The organism is Stutzerimonas stutzeri (assembly GCF_019090095.1).
Taxonomy (GTDB): Bacteria; Pseudomonadota; Gammaproteobacteria; order Pseudomonadales; family Pseudomonadaceae; genus Stutzerimonas; species Stutzerimonas stutzeri_AN.
Genome location: NZ_JAGQFP010000002.1, coordinates 2015382 through 2039932 on the forward strand (window position 1 = coordinate 2015382; position 24551 = coordinate 2039932).

Consider the following 24551-nt stretch of genomic DNA (forward strand, 5'->3'; position numbering starts at 1 on the left):
ACGTCTAGCCACGGAAGAACTCCAGCATGTCTCGGGCATTGACCCGGTAATTGAGGTTGCCGCAATGGCCGCCGCGCGGGTAGAGGGTCATGCGTTGGCCAAAGGTACGGCGCAGGAAGCCGAGGTCGCCGGGACCGAGAATGATGTCGTCCGCGTTATGCATGACGCCGATCTTCGGGCTGCTGCGCAGGTAATCTTCCAGCGCATAGAGACTGACCTGCTGAACCAGCTGCGCCAGGCTGCCGCCATCCTGTTGCGCGCGCCACATGGGAATCAGCTGCTCGGTGATGTAGCAATCGAAGTCGCAGAGCAATGAGCGGCGGAAGAAGGGCTCGAGGCTGGTGCCCTCATCGATCGGGTAGTTCGGCGGGACGATCAGGCCGCGACGGTTGATCAGGTCCGATGTAAAGACGATGTCGGCGGCGGAGAAGCGAAACACCGAACCGATCAACATCGCCATCTGTTCGTCGGTCAGCCGCAAGGCCGATCGCTGGAAGTCGAACAGCATGGCTTCGTCCAGGTTGATGGCACCTTTCTGGCGGTAGTAGCGGGTCAGCTTGTCGAAGATGAGTTCGTAGAAGGTGGTGGTGCTATCGATCGCTTCGACCCGCGTCTGGACCAGCTTGTCGAGGTTCCTGATCGAGGTATAGAGGTTGACCGGCGGGTTGATCATCAGGACCCGCTTGAAGTTGAAACTTTGCCGCGTCTCGTCCAGCTTGCTGACGAAGGCCGCATCGAGCCCGCCCAGGCTGTAACCGATCAGGTTGAATTCGGTCACGGGCAGATCATGCTGTTGCGCGCGAACCGCTTGCATGACGCGGTACAGGTCCTTGGCGTCGTCCGGACTGTAGCCCGGCGTGGCGTAGCGCGAAGCCGCCGCGATGAAATCGAAGCTGGTCGGGGACGACAGCTGCACCACGTGATAGCCGGCGCCGTAGAACAGCCGTTTGAGCGACTCGGTCTTTTCCGCCGAATAGCTGGCTCCGGTGCCGGAAATGATGAACATCAGTGGCGCCGGGCCAGGTTGCTTGGCCAAGCGGTAGGTCAAGCGCTTAACCGCCCAGAAGTTCTCAGGCAGGGTGAATTCCCGCTCAGGGCGCAACCGCAGGCTGTAGTCGGCCTGATCGATGTCCTCGTCGCCGGGTACTTCGGCGCGCAGATTGGCAGGCGTCGTGGCGATCGTCGCCTCGAACGGGTTGCTCAGCGGGTAGCCGTACTGCTCGACGCTGATATCAGCGGCACGGGCAGAGGTGACGGCCAGCGTCAGCAGCGCGGTCAGGCACAGCAGCATTCGCATCTAAAGGGCGCTCCTGGGACAAGCATGGGGACCGGCGAGCCGGATAGGCAGGAAGTGAGTTGATCGATGCTGGCAGAAAACATCGGTCCGCCGTCTGGCCAAGCGGCGATTGCTGTCGACCGAGCCGGATAAAACCAGGCGGTGCTGCGTGGCGGACGAACAGCAAGCGTTGCGGAACGTTAGGTCGGCGTGGCGGTGCGCCGGTGTCGCGGCTGACGTACGACGGGTGCGGGTACTGCGCATTGCTCCTCCGGGATGAGCGCTTCTGTCTTCCTGCGTGCGCTGCGCAGAGCGGTCGATCGACCGAGCCAGGCTCAGCGCATCTTCATAGACCACGCTTAAGCCGTCTGGTTGCGTAGCGGCTTGCGTCGGGCCAGCATCCCATCCGCTTCGGCGGGGTCCTGATCTCCGCGGCAAGCCAGGATTTGAGGCGCTTGCGCAGCGCTGTGGCCATCGTGAAGCGGTCGAGACAGGGTCACGCGTGATGATGCAACCACGCGTGAGACGGAATCGGGTCGCCGCTACGCTGACGTTTGTCCAGGCGCTGCCAGATGCGCTCGTGGAAGTAGAAGCCCACAGAATTGCACAGCGGCTCGATGGCCGCCACCAGACCGCCTGCGGCAACGCTGCCAGTCAAGGCGTAGGTCACCGTGAAGGCGATGCAGAAGTGCATCAGGGTGAAGGTCACGGTCTTGAGCATGGCGAAACTCCGTATGCGGTCGAGAATTATTCTCTGTTGGCGCCAGTCTCCCGCTGTCGCGCCGCAAATGACAATCGCGGTGCTCGATCCCCTGCATAGGTCCGGTCTATCAAGCCGTCTCGGTTGATTCGAGGCGTCTAAAACGGCCGTTCCAGTAAATAAAAACAAGACCATGGTCGAGTGGTGTTCAGCCTGCCGGGCCCTAAAGTAGCCACCTGCTCTGATCAGGGGCGAGACCGTGGAGACTCTCAATGCAAAACAATGAAGATGTTTACCGGCAGATCTATGCCAATCCGCGCTTCCAGGAGCTGGTTGCCAAGCGTGGTCGCTTCGCGTGGCTGCTGTCGGCCGTCATGCTGGGCGCCTATCTCGCGTTCATCCTGCTGATCGCGTTCGATCCCAAGATCCTGGGCATTCCGCTCGCGGCCGATACGGTCACGACCTGGGGGATCCCGGTGGGTGTTGGCGTGATTTTCATGGCGTTCATTCTGACTGGCGTCTATGTGCAACGCGCCAACGGCGAATTCGATCGCCTCAACCAGGAAATCCTCAACGAGGCTCAGCAATAATGATTCTGCGTTTATTGACAGCAGTGGCACTGACGGTTGCCTCGCCCCTGCTTCTGGCTGATGCGCTGACCGGCGACGTCCAGAAGCAGGCGGTCAACTACACCGCCATCGCCATGTTCGTGGCGTTCATCGGCTTCACCATGGGCATCACCAAATGGGCGGCCAAGCGCAACACCTCCACGTCTGACTACTACACCGCCGGCGGCAGCATCACTGGCTTCCAGAACGGCCTGGCGATCGCCGGCGACTTCATGTCCGCCGCGTCCTTCCTGGGGATTTCCGCGCTGGTGTACACCAGCGGCTATGACGGCCTGATCTACTCGATCGGCTTTCTGGTCGGCTGGCCGGTCATCCTCTTTCTGATGGCCGAGCGTCTGCGCAACCTGGGCAAGTTCACCTTTTCCGACGTGGCGTCCTACCGCCTCGGACAGACCCAGATCCGCATCCTCTCGGCGTTCGGTTCGCTGATCGTGGTGGCCTTCTACCTGATCGCGCAGATGGTCGGCGCCGGCAAGCTGATCCAGCTGCTGTTCGGTCTGGATTACTACGTCGCGGTGGTGCTGGTCGGCGTGCTGATGGTGATGTACGTGCTGTTCGGCGGCATGCTGGCGACTACCTGGGTGCAGATCATCAAGGCCGTGCTACTGTTGTCCGGCGCGAGCTTCATGGCGATCATGGTGATGAAGGCGGTCAATTTCGACTTCGGCAGCCTGTTCGCCGAGGCCGTCAAGATCCATGAAAAGGGCGCGGCCATCATGAGCCCCGGCGGTCTGGTTTCCGACCCAATTTCGGCAATTTCGCTGGGCTTGGCGCTGATGTTCGGTACCGCTGGTCTGCCGCACATTCTGATGCGCTTCTTCACCGTCGCCGACGCCAAGGAAGCGCGCAAGAGCGTCTTCTACGCCACTGGCTTCATTGGTTACTTCTACATCCTGACCTTCATCATCGGCTTCGGCGCGATCCTGCTGGTCAGCACCAATGCACAGTTCAAGGACGCCGCGGGCGCCGTCATCGGTGGCACCAACATGGTGGCGATCCACCTGGCCAATGCGGTGGGTGGCAACCTGTTCCTCGGCTTCATTTCCGCGGTCGCTTTCGCCACGATCCTCGCGGTGGTGGCTGGCCTGACGCTGGCCGGCGCCTCGGCGGTTTCCCATGACCTGTACGCTTGCGTGATCAAGAAGGGCAAGGCCAAGGAAGAGGAAGAGATGCGCGTCACCAAGATCACGACGCTGACCCTGGGTGTCGTGGCTATCCTGCTGGGCATCATTTTCGAGAAGCAGAACATCGCCTTCATGGTCGGTCTGGCCTTCTCGATCGCCGCCAGCTGCAACTTCCCGGTGCTGTTCCTTTCCATGTACTGGAAAGGCCTGAGCACGCGCGGTGCGCTGATCGGCGGTGCTCTGGGCCTGGCTACGGCGCTGGTCCTGACCATCATCAGCCCGACCGTATGGGTCGACGTGTTCGGCTACGCCGAGGCGATCTTCCCCTACAAGTACCCGGCGCTGTTCTCGATGATCGTGGCGTTCGTCGGTATCTGGTTCTTCTCGATCACCGACAAGTCCAAGTCGGCAGGCCTCGAGCGCGAGCGTTTCTTCTCGCAGTTCGTCCGCTCGCAGACCGGGCTGGGCTCCAGTGGTGCGGTCGCCCACTGATAAGAGACCGCGAAAAATGGAAGGGCAGCCAGTTGGCTGCCCTTTTTTTTCGTCGATAAAAGCCATTCGGGCGACGCCAATCGGGCCCGAGATATGCCAGTCATTCAGCATTTCGATAGAGGCCAGAGTGCGCTGCGGCATTCGCTAGACTCGTTGCAACTCAACGAACAAGAAGGCAACACACGATGCAAAATCGCATGATGGTCACTGGCGCTGGATCCGGTCTCGGTCGCGAGATCGCGTTGCGTTGGGCGCGAGAAGGTTGGCAGTTGGCGCTTTCAGACGTCAATGAAGCGGGTCTGGCAGAAACCCTGAAAATGGTTCGCGACGCAGGGGGTGATGGTTTCACTCAGCGTTGTGACGTGCGTGACTACAGCCAGCTGACCGGCTTGGCGCAGGCCTGCGACAGCAAGCTTGGCGGGATCGACGTGGTGGTCAACAACGCCGGTGTCGCCTCGGGTGGCTTCTTCGAAGAGCTCTCGCTGGAAGATTGGGACTGGCAGATCGCGATCAATCTCATGGGCGTGGTCAAGGGCTGCAAGGCGTTCCTGCCATTGGTTCAGAAAAGCCGCGGCAAGATCATCAATATCGCCTCCATGGCGGCGTTGATGCAGGCGCCCGGCATGAGCAACTACAACGTGGCCAAGGCGGGCGTGGTCGCGCTGTCGGAAAGCCTGCTGGTCGAGCTGAAGCAGCAGGAGGTGGGTGTCCATGTGGTATGCCCATCATTCTTCCAGACCAACCTGATGGACTCCTATCGCGGGCCGACTCCGAACATGAAAGCGCAGATCAGCAAACTGCTGGAAGCTTCGCCGATCACCGCGGCGGATATCGCCGACTACATCTATCGCCAGGTGGCCGAAGGCGTCTTCATGATCCTGCCGCACGACGAAGGGCGCATGGCCTGGCAGATCAAGCAGCAGAATCCGCAAGCGATTTACGACGAGATGGCGGCGCTGGCCGAGAAGAAGCGCAACAAGAGCAGAAGCTGACCAATAGGTCCGTTTTGCTTGCCGTGATCCAGGGCCGGGAGTAGGGTTGCCGGTCCACCCAGACCGACCCATGGATCCACTGTAAAAAACCCGTCTCGCTGGCTGCTCATGCTGGCTCTGGTGCTCGCCGCCATCAACCTTCGCCCCGGTATCACCTCCTTCGCCCCATTGATCGAACGCATCGCGCACGAACTGAATCTCAGCCGAGGCCTGATCAGCCTGACCACGGCGTTGCCGGTACTGCTCATGGGATTGCTGGCGCCGCTGGCGCCGCGGCTGGCCGTGCGGTTCGGCCTGGAACGGACCATCACGCTCTGCCTTGGCCTTATCGGCCTTGCCCTGGTGTTGCGGTTGCTCGGCGACAATCCGGTGGTGCTGATCGGCACGGCGGCCATGGTCGGCGCAGGCATCGCTGTAACCGGCCCCTTGTTGTCGGGCTTCATCAAGCGCTATTTCCTCGACCGCGTCGGCAAGACCGCCGCCTTCTACTCCTTGAGCATGGCTGTTGGCGGCACCATCGGCGTGGTGTTGACGGTGCCTGCGACGCAGCTGCTGGACGAGCGTTGGACCTTGGGCCTGGCGATCTGGTCGATCCCGGCGATCCTGGCCGTCATGTTCTGGTGGCGACTGCCCAACCAACCGGAGTCCGCCGTCGAACGGCGAGCCGGATTGCCGTGGCGCGAGCCGCGTGCCTGGCTGGTGAGCATCTACTTCGCCCTGCAGGCCGGGTTGTTCTACGCCCTGGCGACCTGGCTGGTCGCGCGGTATCACGAGGCAGGCTTCAGCCTGCTGCAAAGCAACACCTTCTTCGGTGGCTTCATGTTGATTGGCTTGCCGAGTGCCTTCGCCATGCCCTGGCTGGCGCAGCGATTCGGTAAGCGGCACCTGCTGATGGCCGTGTGCGGCGTGATGGCGACGACCAGCCTGCTGATTATCGCCTGGGTTCCGCAGGTGCAGCCGCTGGTTGTCTGCATGATGTTGGGGATCGCCCTGAACGGTACCTTCTCGATGTCGCTGGTGCTGCCCATGTATGAGGCCAGTACCCCGTTGGAGGTCAGCCGGCTGACGGCCATGATGCTCTGTACCGGCTATTGCCTGGCGTGCTTCTCGCCTGTGCTGACCGGGCTAGGGCGCGATCTTGCCGGTGACTACCGCTGGCCGTTTCTGGTCCTGGCAGGCATGGCGGCCGTCATGTCGGTGCTCGCGCTGCAGCTGGCGCCGCGACGTGATCCGGGCGCTACCCCCCGGGCCTGAATCCCTTGCCGTGACCGGCATCACTTTGCATTCGACGCAGGTGCGCCAAACGCATGCAGATGCTGGCACGCCGGAGGGTTTTGGTTGAACATGTCGGCCTTTCGACTGGAGTGTTCGCGTGGAGCCGGAATCCATCGTCTATGGCAGCATTCGCGACTGGCCATCGGCTGACGCTGAAGAGGGTCGGTATCGTCGTGAACGCAATCGCCGTGCATTGGACAACCTGCCGCAAGGCGAGGGCTGGCCGTTCGTAGGCCGCGAGATGTTTTCCTGCTGTTCCGGCGACGGCCTCTACCAGACCCAGGTGATTCACTTCGGCGCCAGCTACCGTGCAATCGAGTACGAGTGGGCCTTGTGGGTCCGCAACTTCGAGGCGTTGCTCAACGAGCTCTACTGGACCAGTGCGGTGGTCCACCTGGAAACCGAACTCAGCGGGACGCACACCTTTCGCTGGGAAACCGAAAGTGGCTCGCACAGCCCGCATCAGCGCGATCTGCGCATGCGTTGCGCCTGGGAGCGGGACGGCGGCGTGCTGGGCTAAGGCTCAATCCTCCAGCCATTCCTTTGGCACGTCGCGTTTCAGCGCCAGCTGGCATTGCTGATGGTCGGCATCGAAGACGATCACCGCCGTACCTTTGCTCAATGCGTGGCGCACCCGCTCGACGCGGGTCTGCAGGGGCGTCTCGTCGCCGTTGTCGGTGCCTTCGCGGGTGACGAAATCCTCGATGAGGCGAGTGAGCGTGTCGGGTTCGAGCTGGTCGTGAGGGATGAGCATGGCTGCAGGTCAGGTCGGCTGGTCAGGTTCGGCGATGGTCGTCGCGCGTAGATGGCGGTCCAGGCAAGCATACAGCTGCTCGGTGTCTAATGGCTTGCCGATGAAGTCGTCCATTCCAGCGTCGCTGCCCTGCTGGCGGTGGCCATCGAGTACATGCGCGGTCAGCGCAATGATCGGGACCGGTGCCAGGCCTCGTTCGGCCTCCAGGGTTCGGATCTGGCGACTGGCTTCGAAACCGTTCACCTCTGGCATCTCGCAGTCCATCAGGATCGCCTGTATGGCCGAAGGATTTTCCCGATAGACCGTGACGGCGCGACGGCCGTTCTCGGCAATCATCACCTCGTAACCCCGTTTGCGCAGCAAGCTTGAAACCACCATCTGGCTGACGGGATTGTCTTCGGCGACGAGGATGCACGAGCAGGGCGTCGCAGTGCGGGAGTCGGGGTCCGGGGCCGTCCTGTTCAACGGCTGATAGAGCCGATGCAGGGCCTCGCGCAACGGGGCGATCAGCAGCGGCAACGGCAACTGGATCAGGCGCAGGTCGGTGTCGGGGAAAGCGCCTCCGCTTTGCGGCGGGTGGAGCAACAAGACACGCTGATGGGGCTCGAGCTGGTTGCTCAGCGGCGCCAGCCAATCCGCGGGTTGCCCCGGCCACGGCGCCATGATGACGAGCAAAGGCGGGGCGCTGTGGTCGTCCAGGTAGCGCGGCAGGCGCTGCGGCTCCTCACAGCGCACCACCCGCATCCCCCAGCGCATCAACAGATTGCCCATCGCATCCAGCGCACGTACATCCTGGGAGGCGATCACGGCCGTGCGCCGTTCGAGCAGCGCGATGAGCGGATCATGGTTGCCCCCGGCCTCGCGGATCGGCGTGGCGAAACTGAAACGGCTGCCTTGCCCTGGGGCGCTTTGCACGGCGATCTGGCCGCCCATCATTTCCACCAGCTCCTTGCTGATGACCAGGCCCAGCCCGCTGCCGCCGTACCGGCGCGTGGTGCTGGAGTCGCCCTGGGAGAAGGACACGAACAGCTGTGCGAGAACCTCGGGGCGCATGCCGATGCCGCTGTCGGTTACGGAAAACTCCAGCGTACGAGCATCCGCAGGCCCCTGGGGCGTGACCTCGAGCATCACATAACCCTGCTCGGTGAATTTCACCGCGTTACTGATCAGGTTCAACAGGATCTGCTTGAGCCGGGTTGGGTCGCCCCGTACTCGGCGCGGCACGCCAGGCGCGAGACTGACGTGCAGGCGCAGTTGCTTCTCCAGCGCCTGGGCGGTGAACAGACTGATGGTGTCGGAGAGCAGGGCCTCGAGATCGAATTCGATGTCTTCCAGCACGAGTTTTCCGGCACCGATGCGCGCGTAGTCGAGAATGTCGTTGATCACCGACATCAACGAGGCGCTGGAACTGGAGATCGTATCGAGATAGAAGCGCTGGTTGCGGTCCAGCGGGGTGTCGCGCAACAGCTGCAACATACCGAGAACGCCGTTGAGCGGCGTGCGGATTTCATGGCTCATTTTTGCCAAAAAGCGGCTTTTGGCCTGGTTTTCGCTCTCGGCGCGCGCGGCGGCTTGCCGCGAGCGGAAACCCTCTTCCTTGAGCAGGTTGATCCGGTCGGCAAGGCCGATGGACAACGTGATCAGTTCGAAAGCGATACCGACCTTGACGATCGTCGAGCCATACAGATCGAACGGGTTGAAACCCAGCGAGCCGGCCGTGACGATGGCGAAGGTCACCAGCAACACGCCCCAGGCCAGGGTGTAATAGAGACCGTAACGCACCCCGCGGCGCCAGACGAACGCACCGGTCAGCAAGAGGCCAATGGACGAAGCGATGACCATGACGCTGGCCAGGACGCTCCAGGTCTGCTGATCGAGGACCACCCCGGATAGCAGCGCGGCGAACGAGACGAGAAACCCAACACGCAGCGCGAAATCGAGCCGCGGAAAATGCTCGCGGGTATGCAGGAAATGCCGGCTGAACTGGATCGAGATCAGGCAGTGGCTGAGCATCAGCGCATAAATGCCCAGGGCGACGACACCCCCACCGTCGTTCAGCCATTTGACCAGACGCCCGTCGAAGCTGAGCGCGAACAGCCCGACGTTGACGTTGTAGATGAGGTACCAGAAATAGGCAGGTTCGCGCAGCGAGAGAAAGAGAAAGAAGTTGTAGCAGAACATCGCGAACAGCACGCCGTAGAACGCACCGGCGAGCCCCATCGAATCCTCGACCGCGGCGGCGCTCGCGCTGTACGTGCTGAAATACAGCGGCACGTAGATGGTGCTGGTGCTACGCACCCGTAGCAGCAGCGTCGAGGTGCCGGGTTGCAGGTCGACCGGGAACCAGAAGTTACTCACTTTGACGGAGCGCTCGCTGAAAGGGCGCTCGTCGCCCGATTGCTGCCGGCTGACGCTGCCGTCCGGGTGGCGCAGATACAGCTCGATGTGATCAAGCAATGGATAGTTGATTTCGACGAAACCGCCGACCGCGTCGTTCAGTTGGTTGTCCAGCTCGACGCGAAACCACCAGACATCGTCATTCTTGCCCTTGTTGACGTGCTCGGCGTCGACCGGTTCGAAGGTCTTCTCCGGCAGGTCGAGCACTTCGTTGGTCTTCAGCTCGGCAGCCGGGTCGCGCAGGAAATACGTCCAGTTGCCCAGGGACTGGCGGAAATCGTGCGTAGTCACTGGCACCGGGGTGAATGCCCAGAGCTGAGCAGATACACAACAGAGCAATAGAGCCAGGCAAAGACGCGGCAGCATGTTGGGACCCGGAGTCGTGCGCAACGTCTCAGGGGACAGGGCAATCGCCGTCTGATCCGCAGGGCCGTGCGCAGGTTTGTGACGCGAATGGCAAGCCAGGTTCGCCGAATGCCCAGTCTATCCAGGCAATCCATATATTTCAGTGACTTGCGACTTTGCCCGGATCAAGGCCGCCTCGCAATCGGCAATTGCCTCAAGTTGGCGGCAGATCATGAAACCCGCCGGTCAATCGGATGGCTCGTCGGCTCGCTTGTCGAATATCGAATCCACTGGCGGTACCCGCGTGTCGTTCTCCATCTGGGTCTCGTGTTCGAGTTGATGGCTGAAGCTTTCCAGCGAGCCCTGTCCGGTATGTGCATCGCTGGCGAAGACCGGCGGGCTGAGCAGGTAGCTGCTGACCAGACGGCTCATGGCCGCGAGGCTGTCTATATGGGTCCGCTCGTAGCCGTGGGTCGCATCGCAGCCGAACGCCAGCAGGGCGGTGCGGATATCGTGCCCGGCTGCGATCGCCGACTGGGCGTCGCTATGGTAGTAGCGGAACAGATCCCGGCGCACCGGAATGTCATGGTTCTCGGCCAGCTTGAGCAGGTGGCGAGAGAGGTGGTAATCGTAGGGTCCACCGGAATCCTGCATCGCGACGGTGACAGCGTGCTCGCTGGATTCCTGGCCTTTGGCGCTTGGCGCGATATCGATGCCGACGAACTCGCTGACATCCCACGGCAGCGCACCCGCGGCCCCGGAGCCGGTTTCTTCGGTGATGGTGAACAGCGGATGGCAGTCGATCGGCAATTCCTGGCCGCTTTCCACCACGGCTTTCAGGGCCGTGAGCAGTGCTGCCACGCCGGCCTTGTCGTCCAGGTGGCGGGCACTGATGTGCCCGCTGTCGGTGAACTCCGGCATCGGATCGAAGGCCACGAAGTCGCCCACATGGATGCCCAGCGCAACGCTGTCGGCGCGGCAGCTGGTATGGGCATCGAGGCGCAGCTCGACGTGGTCCCAGCTGATCGGCATCTCGTCGACGGCTGTGTTGAAGGCATGCCCTGAGGCGAGCAGGGGCAGGACGCTGCCGCGTATCACGCCATGGTCAGTGAAGACGCTGACGCGGCTGCCTTCGGCAAATCGGCTTGACCAGCAGCCCACCGGCGACAGGCCCAAGCGGCCAGTTTCATGAATTTCGCGGACGCTGGCGCCGACGGTGTCGAGGTGCGCGGCAATGGCACGGTCGGGGCTGTCCTGGCGGCCCTTGAGCGTTGCGCGGATGGTGCCGCGGCGGGTCAGTTCGAACGGGATGCCCAATTCGCTGAGCCGCTCGGCCACGTATCGCACGATGGTGTCGGTAAAGCCCGTGGGGCTTGGGATCGCCAGGGTTTCCAGCAATACGCGTTGCAGATAGTTGAGATCGGGTTCAGGAAGCTTTGCAGTCATGATCATTCCTTAGGGGGCACGTGGATGGCTGCCGCCATGCGATGAATGAATGCGAGCGATGCCGCGTTAGGCCTGTCCGAAGGTGACCATGGTCACCTTCGTGACGGCGGCAGCTAGTGGCTGTTGTGGCTCAGCGGAAACAGCAGGTCGATGAACCGCTCCGCAGTGGGCTGTGGATGATGATTGGCGAGGCCCACGCGCTCGTTGGCCTCGATGAACACATAGTCCGGTTGATCCGCGCCTGGCACCAGCAGGTCCAGGCCCACCACTGGGATTTCCAGCGCGCGAGCGGCACGAATGGCGGCCTCGATGAGCTCAGGATGCAGCGTGTCGGTGACATCGTCGAGCATCCCGCCTGTATGCAGATTCGCGGTGCGACGGACTGCCAGGTGCTGCCCGCGGGGTAGCACCGTGTCGTAATCGAACCCGGCGTCTTCGATGCAGCGCTGGGTTTCCCTGTCCAGGGGAATTCGGCTCTCGCCTCCGGTGGCGGCCTGGCGACGGCGACTCTGGGTTTCGATCAACTGGCGAATGCTGTGGCTACCGTCACCCACCACTTCCGCAGGACGGCGGATGGCGGCGGCCACCACCTCGTAACCGATCACCACGATGCGCAGATCGAGGCCTGGGTGATAGCCTTCGAGCAGCACCCGCTGATCGAACTGGCGTGCCTGGACGATGGCCTCTTCCAGGGACTCGGGAGTTCGCAGATCCACCGAGACGCCGTGCCCCTGCTCACCATCGACCGGCTTGACTACCAGGCTGCCGTGTTCTTGTAGAAAAGCGGCGTTGTCGTCGGGCGAGCCTGCCAGCCGCTGCGCAGGCAGCTTCAACCCGGCGCGCGCCAGGGTGCGGTGAGTCAGGCTTTTGTCCTGGCACAGCGTCATGCTGACGGCGGACGTCAGGTCCGACAGCGACTCGCGGCAGCGCACCTTGCGGCCGCCGTGGGTGAGGGTGAACAGGCCGGCCTCGGCGTCGTCGATGCTGATCTCGATACCTCGCCGCCGCGCTTCGTCGACGATGATCTTGGCGTAGGGATTGAGTTCGGCTTCGGGACCGGGGCCGAGGAACAGTGACTGGTTGATGGTGTTCTTGCGCTTGACCGTGAAGGTCTGCAGGTCGCGAAAGCCCAGCTTGGCGTAGAGCGCCTTGGCCTGCTTGTTGTCGTGCAGGACCGACAGGTCCAGATAAGCCAGGCCGCGCCCCATGTACTGTTCGATCAGATGACGAACCAGCGCCTCGCCGACGCCAGGACGGGTACAGCTCGGCGCGACCGCCAGGCACCAGAGACTTGAGCCGTTCTCCGGGTCATTGAATGCGCGGTGATGATTGATACCCATGACGCTGCCGATGATCTGCCCGGAATCGTCATCCTCGGCCAGCCAATAGACCGGCCCGCCTTTTTCCCGCGGCGTGCACAGCTCTGGATTGACCGGGAGCATGCCGCGCGATTGATACAGGCAGTTGATGGCCTTCCAGTCAGCGTCGCTTTGTGCGCGGCGAATGCCGAAGCCGCGGAAACTACGGCGCGCCGGCCGGTAATCGGTGAACCAGATGCGCATGGTGTCGGAGGGATCAAGGAACAACTGCTGCGGCGCATAGGCGAGGACCTGATGCGGGGCGGCGACGTAAAGCGCAATGTCTCGCTCGCCGGCTTGCTCGCCCAGCAGATCCGCGGCCAGGTCGGCCGGGTCCGAGTAGGTGTGTCCAACCAGTATCCGGCCCCAGCCACAGTGCAGCGTTACCGGGCCTTGCGGCTCTTCCTGGCCATCCTCGGCGAGGCGCGCCTGCAGCCGCTCGTAGGTAGGTGTCTGGCCGCGCAACAATCGCTGTCCGTAAGCTTGAGACTTCTGCATGGTGTTTTCCTTGGAGCTGGTCATGTCGGCGCGGCGAACAGACGGAACGCGCGCGCCCGCGATGGAACAGGCACTGTCACGATCGAATGCTCATAGGCCTTGCTCGCTCAACCATAGGTTGACTGCCGCCAGTTGCCACAGTTTCGACCCCCGCAGTGGCGTCAGTTGGCCCTCCGGATCGTTGAACAGTTTTTCCAGCATGGCCGGGTTGTAGAGGCCGCGATCCTGGCTCGGGTCGGTCAGCAGTTCACGCACCCAATTGAGGGTGTCGCCCTGCAGATGCTTGAGGCCAGGCACCGGGAAATAACCCTTCGGTCGATCGATCACTGCCGCCGGAATCACCTTGCGAGCAGCTTCCTTGAGGACGTATTTGCCGCCATCGGGCAGCTTGTACTTGGCCGGGATGCGCGCCGACAGTTCGGCCACGTTGTGGTCGAGGAACGGCACCCGCGCCTCCAGGCCCCAGGCCATGGTCATGTTGTCGACGCGTTTGACCGGGTCGTCCACCAGCATCACGGTGCTGTCGATCCTGAGTGCTTTGTCGACCGCTGCCTCAGCGCCTGGCTGGGCGAAGTGCTGCCGCACGAAGTCGCCGGAGAAGTCGCCCTTGACCCATTGCTGCTGCACGGTCTCGGCATATTCCTCGTAACTGCGGTCACGGAACGCCGCCAGATAGGCGGCGGCCGGGTCATCCGCGCCGTCGACCTGCGGATACCAGTGATAGCCTGCGAACAGCTCGTCCGCACCCTGGCCGCTCTGGACTACCTTGCAATGCTTGGAGACCTCGCGCGACAGTAGGTAGAACGCGATGCAGTCGTGGCTGACCATCGGCTCGCTCATCGCCTGGAAGGCAGCGGGTAGCCGCTCCAGGATCTCTTTCTCCTGGATGCGCAACTGGTGGTGACGTGTCTGGTAGTGCTCGGCGATGAGGTCGGAATACTTGAATTCGTCACCGCGCTCACCACCGGCATCCTGAAAGCCGATGGAGAACGTCAGCAGGTTGTCCGCCGCGCCCGCTTCGCGAAGCAGGCCGACCAGCAAGCTGGAGTCGACACCACCGGACAGCAGCACGCCGACATCGACTGCCGCGCGTTGACGCAGCGCGACCGATTGGCGAAGGGTCGCCAGGGTGCGCTCCTGCCAATCCTCGAAGCTGTAGTTCTGCTCGTCTTCCCTGGCACCGAATTCGAGTGTCCACCAGCGCTGCTGGCTGGATTTGCCCGTGGCGTCGACGCGCATGAAGGTGCCCGGCGGCAGCTTTTCAATGCCCGCGATCAGGGTGTCCGGGGCCGGCACCACAGCATGGAAGCTCATGTAGTGGTTGAGCGCCACGGGGTTCAGCACGCCGGCGATGTCGCCGCCCTTGAGCAACGCGGGCAGGGCCGAGGCGAATCGCAGGCGGTCACCCGTCTTCGACAGGTACAGCGGCTTGATCCCCAGGCGGTCCCGGGCGATGAACAGTTCCTGCGTATCGCGCTGCCAGATGGCGAAGGCGAACATGCCGTTGAGGCGTGGCAACAAGGCCTCGCCCCAGGCGTGAAAGCCTTTGAGCAACACTTCGGTATCGCCTCCGGAGAAGAAGCTGTAGCCCAGGGCTTCGAGCTCGGCGCGCAGCTCCGGATAGTTGTAGATGGCACCGTTGAAGACCATGGACAGCCCCAGCGCCGAATCGATCATGGGCTGGCCGGAGGCCTCGCACAGATCCATGATTTTCAGGCGTCGATGGCCCAATGCGACGGGGCCTTGGCTATTGAAGCCACAGGCGTCGGGACCACGAGCGGTGAGGTGTTGGGTGATGCGTTCAACCGCGGCCAGATCGGCCGGTTGATTATCGAAGCGAAGTTCGCCAGCTATGCCACACATAGGATCCTTACCGGTTTAGCCGTTGGGGAGTGTGACTGACCCGCGGATCGTGAAGTTCAGCTTTTCAGACCGGCGCGCAGGGCTCAGGACCGCCACTTGACGCGCATGCCAACACGTCTTGGCGCCGTTCGCGCCGCGTCCTGTCAGGTCAGTCGGGTTTTACAGAGAAACAAACAAATGCTTTCATGTCAAACTTTGGTGTTCGACAGAAATCTGGACTATGAGCGATAAAAATATTTCGGATCAAACTAATAGTGCACAGCCGTCACCGTTGGAGCTGTCCCTGTTCCAGGCGCTGCGACGCTTGCAACAGGACGCCGAAGTCCATGCCAAGCGGCTGGCGCGTTACGGGGGACTGAGCCCGGTGCAGTTGATGATCTTGCAGGTCATGGCCAACGAAGGGCAGCTGACCGCCAGCGCTTTGAGCAAGCGCGTCAGCCTGACCGCCGCCACCCTGTCTGGCCAGCTCGACCGGCTCGCCGAACGAGGCCTGCTGCTGCGCCAGCGGGACGATCAGGATCGACGTCGGCAATGGTTGTTGCTGACGCCCGAGGGCAGGGCCCTGCAAACGCAGGCCCCGTCGTTGTTGCCGCCGGAGTTCGTTGAGCGCTTCACGGCGCTGCCTGAATGGGAGCAGCACGGTATCGCGGCGGCACTGCTGCGCGCCGCCTCGCTGTGTGGTCCGACCGACTAGCGGCGCCCGGCCCGTTCAGCGTGTGACGGCTACAGACGGAACCCTTCGACGATGTGTTCGGCCAGCGTTTCGCTGACCTGTGATTGGCTGCGATCGTTGCGCAACAGCACGATGCTGCTCACCGGCAACTCGGGAAAGCCTTCGGCCGGGCCCAGTTGGCGCATGTCCGGTGGCAACAGGCTTTGCAGCTGGGCGGTAACGGCCAGGCCGGCCCCGACCACGGCCATCAGTGCCGATAAGCTGGGGCTGGTATAGGCGATTCGGAAGGGGGTGCCCAGGCTGTCCAGGGCGTTGCAGGCCCAGGCACGGCAGAAGCATTCACTGTTGAACACCGCCAGTGGAATCGGCCGCTGTTCGTGGACGTTGAAACCGGCAGCTTCGGCCCAGACGACACGTTCGCGCCGCAGCAGTTGGCCGATCTCCGTGCCGGGCTCACGGGTCACGATGGTCAGGTCCAGGTCGCGCCGTTGCAGCAACTGAAATGATGGCTCGCAGTGCAGTTCCACTTGCACCAGCGGGTACGCCTGGGCGAAGCGTGACAGGATGCCCGGGAGAAAGCGCATCACATAGTCGTCCGGTGTGCCGATGCGCACGGAGCCGACCATGTGCGGCTCGCGGAAGGTGGTCAGCACCTCACCGTGCAGCTTGAGGATGCGTCGGGCGTAGCCGAGCAACACCTGACCTTCGGCTGTCAGCCGAACCTGCCGGCCTTCACGCTCGAACAGAGGGCGCTGCAGCACATCTTCTTCGAGCCGTTTCATCTGCATGCTGATCGCCGACTGGGTGCGATTGACGGCATCGGCAGCCCGCGTGAAGCCACCATGATCGGCAATCGCCACGAAACTGCGCAGCAACTCGGCATCGATACTGGGATAGTTGGCCATTCATCAATCTCCGAGATGGGAGCTATCAGTAACATTCGTTGGATTGATCATAGCGCTGGCCGGACACTGATGCCATCTCACTCGGAGGTGCATCATGAAAGGTCATGCTGAGTTTCTGAAAACCAACCCTATCGTCGTCCGCCGTAGCGTCTCATTCGGCCAGGTACTGCTCGGCTTCTGGCAACAGCTTCGCCGCTGGCACTCGCTGTATCGCCAGCGCCGGCAACTGGCTGCGTTGAGTGACGACATGCTCAAGGATCTTGGACTGAGCCGCGCGGATATCGACACCGAAGCCAATCGGCCCTTCTGGGACGAGCCGTTCCGGCGCGGCTGAAGCGTGAGCCGCAGCGGTTTTCAGGGCAGGCGCATCGCTTGGTCGTGCGGTCTGCGGCTCAGTCGGTTCGGCGAATGAGTTTGCGCAGCAAAAAGCGATTCGGGTGGCAGGCCTCGGCGATCTGGCGCGGCACCGGCAGCGGCTCGTCATCGAGCCAGGCAGCCAGCAGCTCGCCGGACAGCGGGGCGGTGATCAGTCCGCGCGAGCCATGAGCGGTGTTGACGTACAGCCCATCCAGCCAGGGGCAGGGGGCATCGGGCACCTGCCTGGCATCCTTGCCCAGCACCGCATAGGCCTCGGCGAAAGCGGCGGGATCGGCCAGCGGGCCGACGATCGGAAGGTAGTCGGGGCTGGTGCAGCGAAACGCGACGCGCCCGTGCAGCGCATCGAGCGGCTGGTCGCCAGCGTGCAATCGCTCGAACAGATCGGCCGATATCTCCTGAAGCATGTCGAGGTTCGAGCGGTGTTCCGCTTCGCTCGGTGCGCCATCGACCTCGGCGAAATTGAAGCTCGCCCCCAGCGTATGCAGGCCGTTGCGTGCGGGGGCGACATAGCCTTTGGCGCAGAGCACGGTGCGCAGCGCGGCGCTCTGTTCGGTGGCCTGCAGGCCGGTGATCTGGCCACGGATACGCTTGAGTGGCAGCCAGGCGCTCTGACTGAAGCGGGTCGCGTCGGCGGCGCCAGCGAGGATCACCACCGGCGCTTCGGCGAGCACCTGATCGTCCTGCAACGCTTGCCAGCGGCCGTCGATACGGCGCAACTCGACGGGCTGTCGCTGGCGGAGCACTTCGATAGCCGGGTGCGCGGTCAGCCAACGGCACAGCGCCGGAGGGTGTGCCCAGCCTGCGTCCGGGTAGTACAAGCCGCCCTGATCCAGCGAGACACCGGCCAGGTCCTCGGCCTCTGCTGGCGTCACCGCGCGTAGCAGGTTGGGCGAAAAGGCCTCGGCAAGCGCCGTCTGCCGGGCCGCCTCTTTCTCATCGAAGGCGAGTTGCAACACCCCGCATGCGTCCCAGTCCTCGCCGCGTTGCAGCTGGCGCAGCAGCCGGCGCGTGTAGCCAAAGCTGCTGACGACCAGCTGCGAGAGGGCTGTCCCATGCGCTGAGAGCTTCAAATAGAGCACGCCCTGCGGGTTGCCGGAACCTTCCTGGGCGATGTCGTCATGCCGTTCGATGAGCGTCACCTGCCAGCCGCGTGCGGCCAGGCTGGCGGCACTGGCGCACCCGGCCAGCCCTGCACCGATCACCAGGGCTTGGCGTTGCGTGACTTTGACGCTCGGGCGAGCGAACCAAGGAGCACCGGCCTGTTCCGTACCGGCGATGAACCGGCCATTGAGGCTTTCCCATTTCTGGCCGAAACCCGGGATGCGCTTGACCTCGAAGCCGGCTGCCTGCAACGCGCGGCGCACGCTTCCAGCGCTGGTGAAGGTGGCGAAGGTCGCGCCAGGCCTGGACAGGCGAGCCAGCTGTTCGAACAACGCCGGTTGCCACATGTCGGGATTCTTGGCGGGTGCGAAGCCATCCAGGAACCAGGCATCGACACGCGCTTCGAGCGTGCTCAGGCCGTCCAGCGCATCGCCTACCAGCAGCGTCAGCACCACGGTACCGAAGCGCAACTGCTGGAAGCCGGGGTTGACCGCGACATACTGCTCGAGCAGCTGTTCGGCATAGATCTGCAGGTCTGGCCACAGCGCGAGCGCGCGCCGAAGGTCGGCCTGGGAAAGCGGGTGTTTCTCGACGCTGACGAAATGCAGCTGCGCACCGGCGCAGGCGCTGCGCTCGAAGAGCGCCCAGGCGCAGAGGAAATTCAGTCCGGTGCCGAACCCCGTTTCACCGATGACCAGACGTTCGCCGGGTTGCAGCGCAGCGAAGCGCTCCGCCAGCCCGTTCGGCTGCAGGAAGACGTGTTCGGTTTCGGCCATGCCCGAGACGCGCGAGAAATAGATGTCGCCGTACTGGCGGGACTGCGGCTGACCATTGGCGTCCCAGTCGAGCTCGGCCGGTTGAAAATCACGGGAGGTGTGGATGGGCATGGCAGGCATCCTGACGCGAGAAGGCCGCGATTCTAGCAGCCGTGGGAAACCCGCAGCGGGTGCGCTTTGTCGCATCAATTCGGGCTGCCTGAATCATGCGGCTGAAGGCCACAGGCGCTCGGCACCGTTCACGTCTGCGTCCCGCCGCCTGCTAGGGTTATGCGAAGCCACGCTCTGGAGTACGCCATGTTCGAATCCGCGGAAATCGGCCATACCATCGACAAACAAACCTACAACGACGCCGTACCGGTTCTCCGCGAGGCTTTGCTGGCTGCACAGTACCGTCTGCGTGAGCAGGCACGTTTCCCGGTGCTTATCCTGATCAACGGCATCGAAGGCGCGGGCAAGGGCGAGACCATCAAGTTGCTGAACGAATGGATGGACCCGCGGCTGATCCGCGTCGACAGTTTCGATGTGCCGACCGACGAGGAACTCGCACACCCACCGGCCTGGCGCTACTGGCGGCGCCTGCCGCCCAAGGGGCAAACCGGAATCTTCTTCGGTAACTGGTACAGCAAGATGCTCGAGGATCGCGTCCATGGACGGATCAAGAAAACCGAACTGGAACTGGCCATCGACCGATCCCAGCGCTTCGAACGGATGCTCTGTGCCGAGGGCATGCTTATCTTCAAGTTCTGGTTCCACCTGTCCAAGGAGCGCATGTTGGCGCGCCTCGAGTCGCTCAAGGACGACCCGCTGCACAGCTGGCGTATCAGTCCGCTGGATTGGCAGCAATCGAAGACCTACGACAAGTTCGTCCGATACGGCGAACTCATTCTGCGCCGCAGCAGCCGCGACTTCGCGCCTTGGTACGTGATCGAGGGCTACGACGAGCGCTACCGCAGCCTCACGGCTGGACGAATACTGCTCGAAGGGCTCAATGCCGCGCTCGATGCCGTCGACAGCCAGCCTTCCCAGCCCCACACGGCACCCGTCGAGCTGAATGCCGACCGGCTGAGCCTGCTCAGCAGCCTCGACATGACGCAGACCCTCGACAAGGACGACTACAAGGCGCAGCTGACACAGGAGCAGGCACGGCTGTCGAAGCTGTTGCGCGATCCGCGTCTGCGCAAACGCGGCGTGCTGGCCGTGTTCGAGGGTCATGACGCAGCCGGGAAGGGCAGTGCGATCCGCCGTGTCACAGGTGCGCTTGACCCTCGCTTGTACCGGACGGTGCAGATCGCCGCGCCGAGCGAGGACGAACGCGCGCAGCCCTGGCTCTGGCGCTTCTGGCGTAACGTGCCGGCGCGTGGCGAGTTCACCATCTTCGATCGCTCCTGGTACGGCCGGGTCCTGGTCGAACGGGTCGAAGGCTTCTGCACGCCGGACGATTGGTTGCGCGCCTACACCGAGATCAACGAGTTCGAAGAGCAGCTGGTGGACGCGGGTGTGGTGGTGGTCAAGTTCTGGCTGTCGATCGACAAGGAGACTCAGCTCGAGCGCTTCAAGGAGCGGGAGGATACGCCGCACAAGCGCTTCAAGATCACCGAAGAAGACTGGCGCAATCGGGACAAGTGGGATGAGTACGGGCATGCCGTGGCGGACATGGTCGACCGCACCAGCACTGAAATCGCGCCCTGGACGCTGGTAGAAGCCAACGACAAGCGCTTCGCCCGGGTCAAGGTGTTGCGCACGCTCAATGAAGCGCTGGAAGCCGCGATCGGCTGAGCGGGCGGCGTGCGCGGGCGCACGATGGTCGACCATATCCCCGCTGAATGGTCGTCGCCTTCGGCGAATGGCTGGAACTATGCTCCGGCCATCGTCAACAGACGGGCCGCTCTCGACGCGACCCGCCCAACCATTCGAGGTATGCCATGCGTGAAGTAGTGATCGTCGACAGCGTACGGACCGGCCTGGCCAAGTCCTTCCGCGGCAAGTTCAACATGACCCGGCCTGATGACATGGCGGCCCATTGCGTCAATGCGCTGTTGTCGCGCAACAATCTGGACCCCAAGTTGGTCGAGGACTGCATCGTCGGCGCCGGTTCGAACGAAGGCGCGCAGGGCTACAACATCGGCCGCAACGTGGCGGTGCTGTCGAACCTCGGCATCCAGTGTGCCGGTATGACGCTCAATCGCTTCTGCTCCTCGGGCCTGCAGTCGATCGCCATCGCCGCCAACCAGATCGCCTCCGGCTGCAGCGACATCATCGTCGCGGGCGGGGTGGAGTCGATCACCCTGACGGCCAAGAGCAAGAACACCGATAACCTGTACAACCCGATCCTGCAGGAGCGGGTACCGGGTATCTATCACAGCATGGGCCAGACCGCCGAGCTGGTCGCCCGTCGCTACAACGTCACCCGTGAACAACAGGACCTGTATTCGCTGCAAAGCCAGCAGCGCACCGCACGCGCCCAGGCCGAGGGGCTGTTCCAGGACGAAATCGTGCCGATGAACGTCCGCTACTACACCGAAGACAAGAACACCGGTGAGCGCACCGAGCACGAGGGCGTGGTCGATCGTGACGATTGCAACCGCCCGGACACCACGCTGGAAAGTCTCGCGGGCCTCAAACCGGTATTTGCCGACGACGGTTCGGTGACCGCAGGCAACGCCTCGCAACTGTCCGATGGCGCTTCGATGACGCTGGTGATGAGCCTGGACAAGGCGCTCGAGCTCGGCCTCAAGCCCCGCGCGTTCTTCCGTGGCTTCACCGTGGCCGGCTGCGAACCGGAAGAAATGGGCATCGGTCCGGTGTTCTCGGTACCACGCCTGCTCAAGGCGCGCGGTCTGCAAGTCAGCGATATCGACCTGTGGGAACTCAACGAGGCCTTCGCCTCGCAGTGCCTGTACTGCCGCGACACGCTGGAAATCGACAACGAGAAGTTCAACGTCAACGGCGGCTCGATCTCCATCGGCCACCCGTTCGGCATGACCGGCTCGCGCACGGCGGGGCACCTGGTGCGCGAACTTCAGCGCCGCAACCTGCGTTACGGCGTGGTGACCATGTGCGTTGGCGGTGGCATGGGCGCCGCGGGGCTGTTCGAAGCCGTGCGTTGAGGGCGGAAAGCGTACAGGGGGTTGGTACGTGCCGGTTCAACCCTCCTTGGAGCACTGTGCGGTGGGCGGAAGCATCTCGACGATGCGCCTCGGCCCTACGCCTGCGCTGCGTGAATCGGCTCGTGGGAGCGGTCTCGACCGCGAAACAGCCGGGCTCTGGTGCAATCATTCGCGGTCAAGACCGCTCCCACGCGTACCTCTGCCGTTGTCTGGCAGGTCTCTGGCCTGAAGCCCTGCTCACATAAAGCTGGGCTTCAGGCCACCGTAACGGCGTGGCAGACGGGCAGCACGTCGTTGCCCGTACGTGAATCGGCTGGTGGGAGTGGTCTCGACCGCGAACAAACCGGGCTCTGGCGCAATCCAATCGCGGTCAAGACCGCTCCCACGCGCATCCCTTGGTAATCAGCTACGGCTGGACTCCAGCATCGTTTCCGGGCGCACCCACTGGTCGAACTCCTCGTCGCTCAGATACCCCAGGGCCAGCGCCGCTTCGCGCAGCGTGGTGCCTTCGGCATAGGCCTTCTTGGCGATTTCGGCCGCCTTGTCATAGCCAATGTGCGGGTTCAGCGCAGTCACCAGCATCAACCCTCGCTCCAGATGCTCGGCCATCCGCGCCTTGTCCGGCTCCAGGCCGACGATGCAGTGCGTATTGAAATTGCGGCAGCCGTCGGCCAACAGGCGAACCGACTCCAGCATGTTGTGCACGATGACCGGCTTGAACACGTTGAGCTGCAGATGCCCCTGGCTTGCGGCGAAGCCGACCGTGACGTCGTTGCCCATGACTTGGCAGGCAAGCATGGACAGCGCCTCGCACTGCGTCGGATTGACCTTGCCCGGCATGATCGAACTGCCCGGTTCATTGGCCGGCAAGCGCACCTCGGCGAGGCCGCCGCGCGGACCGGAGCCCAGCAACCGCAGATCGTTGGCGATTTTCATCAGCGTCGTGGCCAGGGTTTTCAGCGCGCCGGACAGCGTCACCAGCGGCTCATGCCCGGACAATGCCGCGAACTTGTTCGGCGCCGAGACGAACGGCAGGCCCGACAGCGCGGCCAGTTCGGCGGCGATGGCGTCGGCGAAGCCGTGCGGCGCGTTGAGTCCCGTGCCGACGGCCGTGCCACCCTGTGCCAGTTCGAACACGGCCGGCAGCGCGTGGCGGATGGCCTGCTCGGCGAGATCCAGCTGCGCCACGAATGCCGACAGCTCCTGGCCGAAGGTGACCGGCGTCGCGTCCATCATGTGGGTGCGCCCAGTCTTGACCAGATCGCCATGGCGGGCTGCCTGCTCGGCGATACCGCCGGACAGCTCGGCGATGGCGGGCAACAGGTCGTGATGAACAGCGCGGGCGATGGCGATATGCATGGCCGTCGGGAAACAATCGTTGGAGCTCTGCGCGCGATTGACGTGGTCGTTGGGGTGCACCGGGCTCTTGCCGCCACGTGCGCCGCCGGCCAGCTCGTTGGCGCGTCCTGCGATCACCTCGTTGACGTTCATGTTGGTCTGGGTGCCGCTGCCGGTCTGCCAGACCACCAGCGGAAACTGATCGTCATGCTGGCCGCGAAGCACTTCGTCGGCCGCCTGTTCAATTAGCCGCGCGATGTCTGGCGGCAGGTCACCGATGCGATCGTTGACCCGGGCTGCGGCCTTCTTGATCAGCGCCAGGGCGTGGCATACGGCCAATGGCATACGCTGCTCGCCGATGGCGAAATTGCTCAACGAGCGCTGGGTCTGCGCGCCCCAGTATGCCTGTTCCGGTACTTCGACCGGGCCCAGGCTGTCGGTTTCGGTGCGGGTCATGCCGTGCTCCATCGATTGGGTCTTCCCGTTAGGTCGCCTTCCAGCGGCACTGGTTCAATCAGCCGGGCGGGCTGTTCCTTGAGCGATTGGAGCTCCGCGCGCAGAATGTGTCCACTGTGACCCCTCTTTCGTTCGGCAAGGATTACCCCATGCATATTTTTCGTACCCTCGGCCTCTGCAGCGCGCTCTCCATGGCACTGCTCGCGGGCCAGGCGAACGCCGACAGTGCCAATCACGCGGCCCAGGCCGAGCGCTTTCTGGAGCTGGTCAATGCCGATCGCCTCTCGGTGCCGGTCTACGCCCAGGTGCAGCACATGTTCGCTGAACGCTTCGAGCAGACCCAGGCGCCGGAGAGCAAGCGGGCGCTGCTCGAGCGTTACCAATCCAAGGCCGATGCCGCGCTCGACAAGGCGATTGGCTGGGAGCAGGTCAAGCCCGACCTGGTTGCGCTGTACACCGAGACGTTCAGCGAACCGGAGCTCACGCGACTGAACGAGTTCTACGAATCCGAACTGGGCCAGAAGATGCTCAAGCAACTGCCGCAACTCAATGCCCGCTCGGCTCAGGTGACCCAGGCCAAGCTGGAAAGCGCCGTGCCCCAGGTGAACAAGCTACTGGCTGAGATGACAGCCGAACTCGACACCCAGAACCAGAAGAAGCCTTGA

Annotated in this window: 20 protein-coding genes; 10 read left to right on the forward strand and 10 right to left on the reverse strand. The window is 63.2% G+C overall.

What is annotated here, in order from left to right; all coding sequences use genetic code 11:
• Positions 1-4 precede the first annotated feature (4 nt).
• Both KVO92_RS19105 and KVO92_RS19110 read right to left on the reverse strand, forming a co-directional pair.
• Positions 5-1297 carry a serine/threonine protein kinase gene (locus KVO92_RS19105; protein ID WP_217477083.1) on the reverse strand — a complete coding sequence of 431 codons (1293 nt, stop codon included), beginning with the start codon at positions 1295-1297 and terminating at the stop codon, positions 5-7.
• A gap of 475 nt (positions 1298-1772) precedes the next feature.
• The gene (locus tag KVO92_RS19110) at positions 1773-1997 is read right to left on the reverse strand and encodes a DUF2061 domain-containing protein (RefSeq protein WP_217477084.1); all 225 of its coding nucleotides are present in this window, start codon (positions 1995-1997) and stop codon (positions 1773-1775) included.
• A 251-nt stretch (positions 1998-2248) separates the two neighbouring features.
• Here KVO92_RS19110 and KVO92_RS19115 point away from each other — a divergent pair, with 251 nt between their 5' ends.
• The 5 genes from KVO92_RS19115 (at position 2249) to KVO92_RS19135 (ending at position 7008) form a co-directional block, all read left to right on the forward strand.
• Positions 2249-2566, forward strand: coding sequence for a DUF485 domain-containing protein (locus KVO92_RS19115; protein WP_021208538.1), 318 nt, complete (start codon positions 2249-2251; stop codon positions 2564-2566).
• Entirely contained in the window at positions 2566-4221 is a 1656-nt protein-coding gene (locus KVO92_RS19120; protein ID WP_217477085.1) for a cation acetate symporter, read from the forward strand. The genes KVO92_RS19115 and KVO92_RS19120 overlap by 1 nt, the downstream gene beginning before the upstream one ends.
• Positions 4222-4406: 185 nt before the next feature.
• A complete protein-coding gene (locus KVO92_RS19125) occupies positions 4407-5213 on the forward strand; it encodes an SDR family oxidoreductase (RefSeq protein ID WP_217477086.1) in 807 nt (268 codons plus the stop codon).
• A gap of 108 nt (positions 5214-5321) precedes the next feature.
• Entirely contained in the window at positions 5322-6467 is a 1146-nt protein-coding gene (locus tag KVO92_RS19130; RefSeq protein WP_217477087.1) for a CynX/NimT family MFS transporter, read from the forward strand.
• A gap of 118 nt (positions 6468-6585) precedes the next feature.
• Positions 6586-7008 carry a hypothetical protein gene (locus KVO92_RS19135; RefSeq protein WP_217477088.1) on the forward strand — a complete coding sequence of 141 codons (423 nt, stop codon included), beginning with the start codon at positions 6586-6588 and terminating at the stop codon, positions 7006-7008.
• A gap of 3 nt (positions 7009-7011) precedes the next feature.
• On the opposite strand, the gene KVO92_RS19140 is transcribed toward KVO92_RS19135, so the two are convergent.
• The 5 genes from KVO92_RS19140 to KVO92_RS19160 all read right to left on the reverse strand — a co-directional run bounded on the left by KVO92_RS19140 (position 7012) and on the right by KVO92_RS19160 (position 15149).
• Complete coding sequence (locus KVO92_RS19140; RefSeq protein ID WP_217477089.1) at positions 7012-7242, reverse strand: YheU family protein; 231 nt, start codon at positions 7240-7242, stop codon at positions 7012-7014.
• A gap of 9 nt (positions 7243-7251) precedes the next feature.
• A complete protein-coding gene (locus tag KVO92_RS19145; RefSeq protein ID WP_217477090.1) occupies positions 7252-10005 on the reverse strand; it encodes a hybrid sensor histidine kinase/response regulator in 2754 nt (917 codons plus the stop codon).
• A 225-nt stretch (positions 10006-10230) separates the two neighbouring features.
• A complete protein-coding gene (locus tag KVO92_RS19150) occupies positions 10231-11430 on the reverse strand; it encodes an osmoprotectant NAGGN system M42 family peptidase (protein WP_217477091.1) in 1200 nt (399 codons plus the stop codon).
• Between the two features lie 113 nt (positions 11431-11543).
• On the reverse strand, positions 11544-13286 hold the full coding sequence (gene ngg, locus KVO92_RS19155; protein WP_217477092.1) for an N-acetylglutaminylglutamine synthetase: 1743 nt from the start codon (positions 13284-13286) through the stop codon (positions 11544-11546).
• Between the two features lie 90 nt (positions 13287-13376).
• On the reverse strand, positions 13377-15149 hold the full coding sequence (locus tag KVO92_RS19160) for an N-acetylglutaminylglutamine amidotransferase (RefSeq protein WP_217477093.1): 1773 nt from the start codon (positions 15147-15149) through the stop codon (positions 13377-13379).
• Positions 15150-15369: 220 nt separating this feature from the next.
• On the opposite strand from KVO92_RS19160, the gene KVO92_RS19165 reads away from it, so the two are divergent.
• The gene (locus KVO92_RS19165; RefSeq protein WP_217477094.1) at positions 15370-15843 is read left to right on the forward strand and encodes a MarR family winged helix-turn-helix transcriptional regulator; all 474 of its coding nucleotides are present in this window, start codon (positions 15370-15372) and stop codon (positions 15841-15843) included.
• 29 nt (positions 15844-15872) lie between these two features.
• Here the strand turns inward: KVO92_RS19165 and KVO92_RS19170 are convergent, their stop codons facing one another.
• Positions 15873-16727, reverse strand: a complete 855-nt coding sequence (locus tag KVO92_RS19170) for a LysR substrate-binding domain-containing protein (RefSeq protein ID WP_217477095.1) — start codon at positions 16725-16727, stop codon at positions 15873-15875.
• Positions 16728-16821: 94 nt separating this feature from the next.
• Here KVO92_RS19170 and KVO92_RS19175 point away from each other — a divergent pair, with 94 nt between their 5' ends.
• Complete coding sequence (locus KVO92_RS19175; RefSeq protein WP_217477096.1) at positions 16822-17061, forward strand: DUF1127 domain-containing protein; 240 nt, start codon at positions 16822-16824, stop codon at positions 17059-17061.
• Between the two features lie 58 nt (positions 17062-17119).
• On the opposite strand, the gene mnmC is transcribed toward KVO92_RS19175, so the two are convergent.
• Complete coding sequence (mnmC, locus tag KVO92_RS19180; RefSeq protein ID WP_217477097.1) at positions 17120-19093, reverse strand: bifunctional tRNA (5-methylaminomethyl-2-thiouridine)(34)-methyltransferase MnmD/FAD-dependent 5-carboxymethylaminomethyl-2-thiouridine(34) oxidoreductase MnmC; 1974 nt, start codon at positions 19091-19093, stop codon at positions 17120-17122.
• 186 nt (positions 19094-19279) lie between these two features.
• Between mnmC and pap the strand changes: the two genes are divergently transcribed.
• Together pap and KVO92_RS19190 are read left to right on the forward strand one after the other, a co-directional pair.
• The gene (gene pap / locus KVO92_RS19185) at positions 19280-20761 is read left to right on the forward strand and encodes a polyphosphate:AMP phosphotransferase (RefSeq protein WP_217477098.1); all 1482 of its coding nucleotides are present in this window, start codon (positions 19280-19282) and stop codon (positions 20759-20761) included.
• Between the two features lie 146 nt (positions 20762-20907).
• Entirely contained in the window at positions 20908-22092 is a 1185-nt protein-coding gene (locus KVO92_RS19190; protein ID WP_217477099.1) for a thiolase family protein, read from the forward strand.
• Positions 22093-22494: 402 nt separating this feature from the next.
• On the opposite strand, the gene KVO92_RS19195 is transcribed toward KVO92_RS19190, so the two are convergent.
• On the reverse strand, positions 22495-23886 hold the full coding sequence (locus tag KVO92_RS19195; RefSeq protein WP_217477100.1) for a class II fumarate hydratase: 1392 nt from the start codon (positions 23884-23886) through the stop codon (positions 22495-22497).
• A gap of 149 nt (positions 23887-24035) precedes the next feature.
• Here KVO92_RS19195 and KVO92_RS19200 point away from each other — a divergent pair, with 149 nt between their 5' ends.
• On the forward strand, positions 24036-24551 hold the full coding sequence (locus KVO92_RS19200; RefSeq protein ID WP_217477101.1) for a DUF2059 domain-containing protein: 516 nt from the start codon (positions 24036-24038) through the stop codon (positions 24549-24551).

Coding starts and splice junctions, on each gene's coding strand:
- KVO92_RS19165 (WP_217477094.1), top strand. CDS start 15,370: ATGAGCGATAAAAATATTTCGGATCAAACTAATAGTGCACAGCCGTCA.
- KVO92_RS19110 (WP_217477084.1), bottom strand. CDS start 1,997: ATGCTCAAGACCGTGACCTTCACCCTGATGCACTTCTGCATCGCCTTC.
- pap (WP_217477098.1), top strand. CDS start 19,280: ATGTTCGAATCCGCGGAAATCGGCCATACCATCGACAAACAAACCTAC.
- KVO92_RS19150 (WP_217477091.1), bottom strand. CDS start 11,430: ATGACTGCAAAGCTTCCTGAACCCGATCTCAACTATCTGCAACGCGTA.
- KVO92_RS19130 (WP_217477087.1), top strand. CDS start 5,322: ATGCTGGCTCTGGTGCTCGCCGCCATCAACCTTCGCCCCGGTATCACC.
- KVO92_RS19105 (WP_217477083.1), bottom strand. CDS start 1,297: ATGCGAATGCTGCTGTGCCTGACCGCGCTGCTGACGCTGGCCGTCACC.
- KVO92_RS19115 (WP_021208538.1), top strand. CDS start 2,249: ATGCAAAACAATGAAGATGTTTACCGGCAGATCTATGCCAATCCGCGC.
- KVO92_RS19190 (WP_217477099.1), top strand. CDS start 20,908: ATGCGTGAAGTAGTGATCGTCGACAGCGTACGGACCGGCCTGGCCAAG.
- KVO92_RS19125 (WP_217477086.1), top strand. CDS start 4,407: ATGCAAAATCGCATGATGGTCACTGGCGCTGGATCCGGTCTCGGTCGC.
- KVO92_RS19120 (WP_217477085.1), top strand. CDS start 2,566: ATGATTCTGCGTTTATTGACAGCAGTGGCACTGACGGTTGCCTCGCCC.
- ngg (WP_217477092.1), bottom strand. CDS start 13,286: ATGCAGAAGTCTCAAGCTTACGGACAGCGATTGTTGCGCGGCCAGACA.
- KVO92_RS19175 (WP_217477096.1), top strand. CDS start 16,822: ATGAAAGGTCATGCTGAGTTTCTGAAAACCAACCCTATCGTCGTCCGC.
- KVO92_RS19145 (WP_217477090.1), bottom strand. CDS start 10,005: ATGCTGCCGCGTCTTTGCCTGGCTCTATTGCTCTGTTGTGTATCTGCT.
- KVO92_RS19195 (WP_217477100.1), bottom strand. CDS start 23,886: ATGACCCGCACCGAAACCGACAGCCTGGGCCCGGTCGAAGTACCGGAA.
- mnmC (WP_217477097.1), bottom strand. CDS start 19,093: ATGCCCATCCACACCTCCCGTGATTTTCAACCGGCCGAGCTCGACTGG.
- KVO92_RS19160 (WP_217477093.1), bottom strand. CDS start 15,149: ATGTGTGGCATAGCTGGCGAACTTCGCTTCGATAATCAACCGGCCGAT.
- KVO92_RS19200 (WP_217477101.1), top strand. CDS start 24,036: ATGCATATTTTTCGTACCCTCGGCCTCTGCAGCGCGCTCTCCATGGCA.
- KVO92_RS19140 (WP_217477089.1), bottom strand. CDS start 7,242: ATGCTCATCCCTCACGACCAGCTCGAACCCGACACGCTCACTCGCCTC.
- KVO92_RS19170 (WP_217477095.1), bottom strand. CDS start 16,727: ATGGCCAACTATCCCAGTATCGATGCCGAGTTGCTGCGCAGTTTCGTG.